The organism is Rhodococcus sp. KRD175 (assembly GCF_017168275.1).
Taxonomy (GTDB): Bacteria; Actinomycetota; Actinomycetes; order Mycobacteriales; family Mycobacteriaceae; genus Rhodococcoides; species Rhodococcoides fascians.
In genome coordinates this window covers 1-6,402 of record NZ_JABFAQ010000044.1, presented here as the reverse complement: position 1 = coordinate 6,402, position 6,402 = coordinate 1, and the positions used below count along the sequence as shown (strand labels likewise).

Annotated in this window: 8 protein-coding genes; 3 read left to right on the top strand and 5 right to left on the bottom strand. The window is 63.0% G+C overall.

Translation table 11 applies throughout. The features are described from left to right. Nucleotides 1-196 precede the first annotated feature (196 nt). The 3 genes from J1M81_RS24620 to J1M81_RS24610 form a co-directional block, all read right to left on the bottom strand. Nucleotides 197-1,645 carry an aldehyde dehydrogenase family protein gene (locus J1M81_RS24620; RefSeq protein WP_206499039.1) on the bottom strand — a complete coding sequence of 483 codons (1,449 nt, stop codon included), beginning with the start codon at nucleotides 1,643-1,645 and terminating at the stop codon, nucleotides 197-199. A gap of 86 nt (nucleotides 1,646-1,731) precedes the next feature. Further along, a complete protein-coding gene (locus J1M81_RS24615) occupies nucleotides 1,732-2,598 on the bottom strand; it encodes an alpha/beta fold hydrolase (protein ID WP_008719926.1) in 867 nt (288 codons plus the stop codon). Between the two features lie 37 nt (nucleotides 2,599-2,635). Then, nucleotides 2,636-3,049, bottom strand: coding sequence for a hypothetical protein (locus tag J1M81_RS24610; protein WP_042940221.1), 414 nt, complete (start codon nucleotides 3,047-3,049; stop codon nucleotides 2,636-2,638). Between the two features lie 109 nt (nucleotides 3,050-3,158). On the opposite strand from J1M81_RS24610, the gene J1M81_RS24605 reads away from it, so the two are divergent. Further along, complete coding sequence (locus J1M81_RS24605) at nucleotides 3,159-4,133, top strand: LysR family transcriptional regulator (protein ID WP_042940220.1); 975 nt, start codon at nucleotides 3,159-3,161, stop codon at nucleotides 4,131-4,133. A gap of 114 nt (nucleotides 4,134-4,247) precedes the next feature. After that, nucleotides 4,248-4,766, top strand: coding sequence for a MarR family winged helix-turn-helix transcriptional regulator (locus J1M81_RS24600; RefSeq protein WP_008719933.1), 519 nt, complete (start codon nucleotides 4,248-4,250; stop codon nucleotides 4,764-4,766). Here J1M81_RS24600 and J1M81_RS24595 read toward each other — a convergent pair. Then, nucleotides 4,696-5,316: a nucleotidyl transferase AbiEii/AbiGii toxin family protein gene (locus J1M81_RS24595; RefSeq protein ID WP_230558480.1), complete on the bottom strand. Its 621-nt coding sequence runs from the start codon at nucleotides 5,314-5,316 to the stop codon at nucleotides 4,696-4,698. The genes J1M81_RS24600 and J1M81_RS24595 overlap by 71 nt on opposite strands. Between J1M81_RS24595 and J1M81_RS26570 the strand changes: the two genes are divergently transcribed. After that, nucleotides 5,206-5,529: a hypothetical protein gene (locus J1M81_RS26570; RefSeq protein WP_230558482.1), complete on the top strand. Its 324-nt coding sequence runs from the start codon at nucleotides 5,206-5,208 to the stop codon at nucleotides 5,527-5,529. The genes J1M81_RS24595 and J1M81_RS26570 overlap by 111 nt on opposite strands. Here the strand turns inward: J1M81_RS26570 and J1M81_RS24590 are convergent. Then, nucleotides 5,475-6,068 carry a type IV toxin-antitoxin system AbiEi family antitoxin gene (locus J1M81_RS24590; protein ID WP_008719936.1) on the bottom strand — a complete coding sequence of 198 codons (594 nt, stop codon included), beginning with the start codon at nucleotides 6,066-6,068 and terminating at the stop codon, nucleotides 5,475-5,477. The genes J1M81_RS26570 and J1M81_RS24590 overlap by 55 nt on opposite strands. Nucleotides 6,069-6,402 lie beyond the last annotated feature (334 nt).

Sequence of the window (6,402 nt, the reverse complement as noted above, 5' to 3'; positions counted from 1 at the left end):
GGGGTAGCGTCGGACACGTCGAGGTCTTTCGGATGGATGGCGTAGGAACCTCCATCGTCGGGAGACCTCGACGTCTATCTGCGGACCGACGCGCCCGGCCGACCTACACCGTCATCTGGGAAGAGCCGGGAAAGCCGGCGCACTGTGAATTTGCCGTCGGAACAGGCATTCGGAGTTGGGTGGGTCGTGCCGAATCTCAGGGAATCTCGATACCGGTCAGAACGAGCACCTTCTCCTGCGTCAGGTCCTCCATCGCCGAATGCACCCCTTCTTTGCCCATCCCAGAATCTTTGACTCCGCCGTACGGCATCTGATCGGCGCGGAAGCCCGGCACGTCACCGATGATGACCCCGCCGACGTCCAGGACGCGTGACGCAGTGAACGCCGTCTGCAGGTTCGACGTGAAGATGCCCGCCTGCAATCCGAATCGGGATTCATTGACCTGTTCGAATGCCTCCGCATCCGAGGCGACTTTGCAGAGTACGACAACGGGCCCGAAGACCTCGTCGTCCACAACCTTGGCCCCTGGCGGTGCATCCTCGATGACCGTCGGTTCGACGACTGCGCCCGTGCGTCCGCCGCCGGCCAGAACGGTGGCTCCCCCCTCGACGGCTTCCTCGATCCACTCCTCCACGCGTACGGCTGCGCGCTCGTCGATCAGGGGGCCGACGTCGGTCTCGTCGTCGTCGGGTGAACCGGTCGACAGCGACGCGACGTGAGCCAGAATGCGGCGGCGCATGGCGTCGTAGAGACTGTCGTGGACGAAGACGCGCTGCACCGCGATGCACGACTGACCCGCTTGGTACATCGAGAATCGTGCGATCCTCTCGGCTGCGTACTCCTGTTTTTCCTCGTCGGCCCAGTCTGCGCAGACCACCACCGGGGCGTTACCTCCGAGTTCGAGCGTGACGTGCTTGCGCGGAACGAGTTCTCGAATCGACCAACCCACCGGGACCGATCCAGTGAACGAGACAAACGGTAGCCGAGGGTCCACGACCATGTCCGATGCCTTGTCGTTAGAGACGGTCAGCACTGACCAAGCACCCGCCGGAAGCGATGTCTCGGCGAGCATTCCGCCGAGCACCAAACTTGTCAGCGGGGTGGCCGGCGCAGGTTTGACGATGATCGGCGCGCCGACCGCCAGGGCCGGTGCCACCTTGTGGGCCACCAGATTGAGCGGAAAGTTGAACGGTGCAATTCCGAGGATGGGACCGCGTGGGACGCGCTGAATCAGCGCCAAGCGGCCGTCCGATCCAGCGTCGGTGTCGAGTCGCTGAAGATGCCCGCTCCATCGTCGTGCTTCCTCGGCCGCCCACCGAAATGTCGACACCGCGCGAGCGACTTCGACTCGCGCCCACTTGATCGGTTTGCCGGATTCGGCAGAGATGAGCCGAGCGATTTCCTCCCGACGCTCGTGCAGACGCGTCGAGACAAGTACGAGCGCATCCGACCGAACGTGGGCCGGCGTTCCCGCGAACTCGTCCGCCACCGCGGCGGACGCCTCGATCGCGGCGTCGACGTGTTCCGACGCCGCTTCGAACACCGTCCCCACGATGCGACCGTCGAACGGATTGCGGATCTCGGTAGCGACACCGCTGATAGTCGCTTCGCCGGCAACCCAGTACGGAAAGTGTTTGGCAGACATCGGGATCTCCCTTTCGAGGGCCGAAAAGAATGCTCGCCGGCCCCGTGTCGGAGGCCGGCGAGCATGCGGGTGTGCACAGGGTCAGGTCAGACGGAGACCGAGGTGGACGCGGATTTCTGCAAGACCTCGAGCGCCTCGATAAGGTACGTCCGGAACACCGGGTGGTTCTCGCTCATCGGGAAGTGCCCGATGTCCTTCATCTCGATGAACTTCGCATTCTTGATCTGCGCAGCTGTGCGGGCACTGTCCTCAGGGGTGGTGAGGTAGTCGTAGTCGCCGGTCAGCATGACGACCGGGCAACGGTCGCCGTCGATCTGGTCGAGCTTGTCGCGCAGGTCGTGGTCCACGGAGTAGAAGTGCAAGTCGCCCTTGAACGCCTCGGATCCCTGCGTGTAGTAGAACCAGGTCTTCCAGCGGTCGGCTTCGGGCGACTGTGGTGCCATGAGATCCCATGTGCCACTTGCGCACACCTGCGCAGCGTTCGCGTGGGGGTGCTGCCACCAGTCGAGGTAGAAGCCCGGTGAGTAGTCGGCTCCCTCGACCGGGATGACTCCGGCGAAGCGTTCCGGATGGCGAAGCGCCAGCTGCAAGGCGATGTTGCCACCGAACGACGAACCCATGAAGATCGGATTCTCCAGTTCGAGTGCATCGACCAGGGCCACGATGAAGTTGGCGTAATGGTCGGCCGAGAGCTTGTACTCCTCTTTCCACCACTCTGTGTTCTCCGGCGGATCGGACTTGCCGTGGCGGGGCAGGTCGTACGCGATCACGCGGTAATTCTGCGTGATGTCCTCGTCTTCGAGCAGTCCACGCCACTGGTGGTTGTGGCACCCGGCGGTGTGCTGGCATACCAACGGTTGGCCGGTGCCGTTCTCTAGGTAGAAGACCTTGTACAGAAGACCGTCGACGTCGACATCGACGTAATGGCCGGTCACAGGTGAAATCTTGCTCATGTTCTGTTCCTTCGGTGAGTCGTGTGTGAGTCGGGGACTAGACCGGAACGCCGACGGCGCGCAGCAGTTCGATCTGGCGGGTAACGCAGCGCAGGTTCTGCATCAGGACGAGGACATCTCCCTCGAGCCTCATGTCGCGCTGGAACGACGCCGCCCAGATGCCGTGAAACATCGGTGCCGGAACGGGAACTCCAAAGCCCTGCCACGTCTCGACGCCGGCGCGGATGGCGAACTGATAGGGCCGGTCGAGCGGGCCTGGGTCGACGGCGATTGCGTGGACTTTGCCGTTCGACATCTCGATGACGAAGGAGTGGGTGTCCATGTCGAGGAGGTACGAGCAAGTGAAGTACGTGCCGTGCGCGGAGATCTCGGCGTCTGCGTCGGATGCTTGGGTGAACGCGTCGGCCCACTGTTCCGGGGTCTGGGTGGTGGTGTCGGTTGCTGTTGTCATGTGACCCATCACACGCTGGACCTGCGGGTTCGTCCAATACCAATCGGTCGCCCGATCGATAGGAAACAACTACTGGTGCTGGTCTAGCTGCGGGAATAGCATCGGGGACGTGAATCTTCCGTTGGAGCTCAGGCCGTTGTCGTATTTCGTGGCCGTCGCGGAAGAGCTTCATTTCGGCAAGGCAGCAGCGCGGCTGCATATCGCACAGCCCTCGCTCAGCGTGCAGATTCGCAAACTCGAACACGCCTTGGGAACCGCACTGTTCATCCGCGATTCCCGTCATGTCTCGTTGACCCCTGCCGGGGACAAGCTCCTCGAAGGGAGCAGGCAGCTTCTCGCCGATGCCGAGCGTGTCGCGTCGTTGACACGTCAGGTGGGCCGCAGCGGGCGCAACAACCTGATCGTCGGATTCCAGGCGAACGCTGCCGCGGAGCTGACGCCGGACATCTTGTCGGCTTTCCGTGCTCTCCACCCCGACGTCGCGGTCGAGATGCAGTCGTTCGACTTCACCGACCCCTACGTCGGACTCGGCGACGGGTCGGTCGACGTCGCGTTCGTCAGGCCGCCGGTCGTCGTGCAGGACTGGCTTGCGCTCGAGACACTGTTCGTGGAGCCGAGAGTGCTTGTCGTAGCATCCACTTCGCCTCTGGCGCAGCAAGATTCGACCAGTGTCGAAGAAGTGGCGGGGCAACCGTTCGTCGCGAGGCGCAGCCCGGAATCATGGAGGGACTTCTGGCTCGCCGTCAGCTCGAGGGATGGTGAGACCGTTCGTCTCGGTGCCGAAGTCTCCACTGTCGACGAGTGCTTCGAAGCCATCCTCTCCAGCAAGGGCGTGGCGTTCTCACAAGCGTCAACTCAAAGATTCTATGCGAGGCCAGGTTTGGCATTCGTTCCGGTGACTGGCATACCCCCCACACCGTTGTCCATCGGGTGGCGTTCGGACGTCGACTCGCCTCTGACCCGCGACTTCGTGGCTGCGGCCCGCCGTGTCGCCGTCGATTGTCCGGTTCCGAACTCGTGGGCACCCCCGACCGCCGGCGTCCCGTCGCTCCTCGATCGCTACCAAGCCAAGCTCACGTCCTGAGACCCTCCCACAGGGTCGAGACTCAAAGCTTTCCTTGTCCCGTCCGGACTTCCCCCTTCGGAACACCTCGACACCCATAGTTGATATTTCAACAGTGCGTGTTTACCGTCAAGGTTGACGAGCGACCCCCAATGGCTGACCCGGGAGGAGATCCGGGCGTGGCTGACGCTCGCCGGTCTGGTCGAGTCGCTGCCGACAGTCCTGAGTGCCCAGCTCAAGCAAGACGCGGGAATCAACAACTTCGACTACATGGTCCTTTCATGTATATCGGACACGCCCCATCAGACGGTCCACATGAGTGACCTCGCCGCATTCGTCGGTGGCTCTATCTCTCGCCTGTCACACACTCTGACCAAGATGGAGAATCGCGGCTGGGTGCGTCGCCGACCGGATACCGACAACGGTCGCTTCACAGAGGTGGCTCTGACGCAGGAGGGTAAGGACGTGGTCGCCCAGGCCGCCCCCGGGCACGTCCGCGAAGTCAGGCGCGTCATGATCGACGTCCTAGGACACTCGCAGACGCTGCAACTCGGCACGCTCCTCGATCAGGTTCTCGCTGCGGTCAACCCCGATGTCCAACGCGTCTTCGATGAGCGCTTCCCCGATGTCGACCTCCACGCTTCCGACGGCTGATCGACCACCCAGCTCGCAAGATACGGGTCCGGACGCGCAAAAGCTCGCTCTCCCTATCGGATTCGGTCGGAGCATCCGCGAACTGCAATTCACCAGGCAACTTGTTCGTGGGCCCGAACCTCCGATACAAATCGGCCACTTCCGGTTCGAATGCGCCAATGCAATTGAGTGCCCACAGGTCCCACAGATCACGCGACGCCCGCCGCTCACACCAGGTCACCGTCTTACCCGCAACGAACGCGGGCTGCGTGGGCACCGTCAACTCAGCTCCCGGTGCATCCTCAAACCGTTGTTCGAGCCGCCGGTTTTCCAGCGGCCATGCTGGGCGACCCTCCGCCGACAGCAACTGCACCTTGACAGCCAGACCGGACTGCGACCTCACCACTGCACCGAGGCGCTCGGGCACCTCGCTGATCGCCGAGTCCCACACCAATCGCCCGTGGCTGCGCATCACCGCGCGTGGGAGAGCGCGGACGAGATCACGAGCGACCTCCGATCTGGAACCGACCGCAATCAGGTCGATGTCCTCACTGAGACGACCATCGACCAAATGGGTTCGAGCCAAGGCTGTTCCGCCGATGAACACAATCCGATCCGCGAAATGCGCACTCAGATAGCCGAGCAGGTGCGAGATCAGGTGATCCCGCTCGACCTGTGCACGCGCGACACCGAATTGCGCGGCCACCGAGGCCAACTCGCGGGGATTCACTACTTCTCCCCCAACCGAGCCTGCAGCCGCGTCAACGTCATTCGCATCTTCTGAGCCCCAGCGATCTCGGCTAACACTTTCGGATCGCACCGTCGATACAACTGCTCCACCGCCGGCCACACCTCAGCCTCGGCGTCACCGAGACCCGGACGCTTTACCAGATCCAACACCGTCTGCTCCGCAGTCGTCACCAACACCGGACCCAACTCGGTATCGATACGCTCCGCATCCAGACGTGCGGTGTCGCGCACGACGAACCGAACCAACGCCGGCCGATCCACCAACCGAATCGGATCGTGTCGCGTCGGCACAGCCACCACAGCCGTCGCCAACGCACGCGGAAGAACACCGTGCAACCGCGCTGCGCTGATACCCATCACCACAGCGTCATCGCGGCCGTACGCCGCGACAGCGATACCAACTGCTGCAGCCTCCAGGCCAGGCATCCACTCGGTCCCGACCCGATCGTCGGGCACGGCCACGTAGAAGCCCGTCGCCACTTGGTGCAGCAGGCCCAGGTCCGTCAGCCGCGCAAGCTCGGCTCGCGGGTGCGCGTAGACATCGGCCGCTGTCGCGGCTCGCACCATCCGCATCGGAAGCCGCCTTCGGTGCCCGAACCACCGCTCGCAATCCACGAAGTGCCCACGCTTTCAGTTTAGAAGACGCCACTCGGTCGTGTGACTCGAACCCAAAACCGCTCGGAGGTGGTTCAGACGGATCATTGGATGTCCGTGGACCTACCAACGTCCACCTCAACAGCGACAAATGACGGCGCTCAGTGAAAATGCCCAAATCTGATCTCGGGACTGCCCCGACTTCAGTTGACTAGTGGGGTTGAGCGATTCAGGCCGCGTGTGCGGTCCGGTTGATTGTCTCAAACTCGATAGGGGTGAGCTTGCCGAGGCGCCGTTGACGGCGTTTGCGGTG

Excerpts from the sequence above, each read along its gene's own strand:
- J1M81_RS24610 (WP_042940221.1), bottom strand. The coding sequence starts at position 3,049 with ATGACAACAGCAACCGACACCACCACCCAGACCCCGGAACAGTGGGCC.
- J1M81_RS24620 (WP_206499039.1), bottom strand. The coding sequence starts at position 1,645 with ATGTCTGCCAAACACTTTCCGTACTGGGTTGCCGGCGAAGCGACTATC.
- J1M81_RS24615 (WP_008719926.1), bottom strand. The coding sequence starts at position 2,598 with ATGAGCAAGATTTCACCTGTGACCGGCCATTACGTCGATGTCGACGTC.
- J1M81_RS24590 (WP_008719936.1), bottom strand. The coding sequence starts at position 6,068 with ATGCGGATGGTGCGAGCCGCGACAGCGGCCGATGTCTACGCGCACCCG.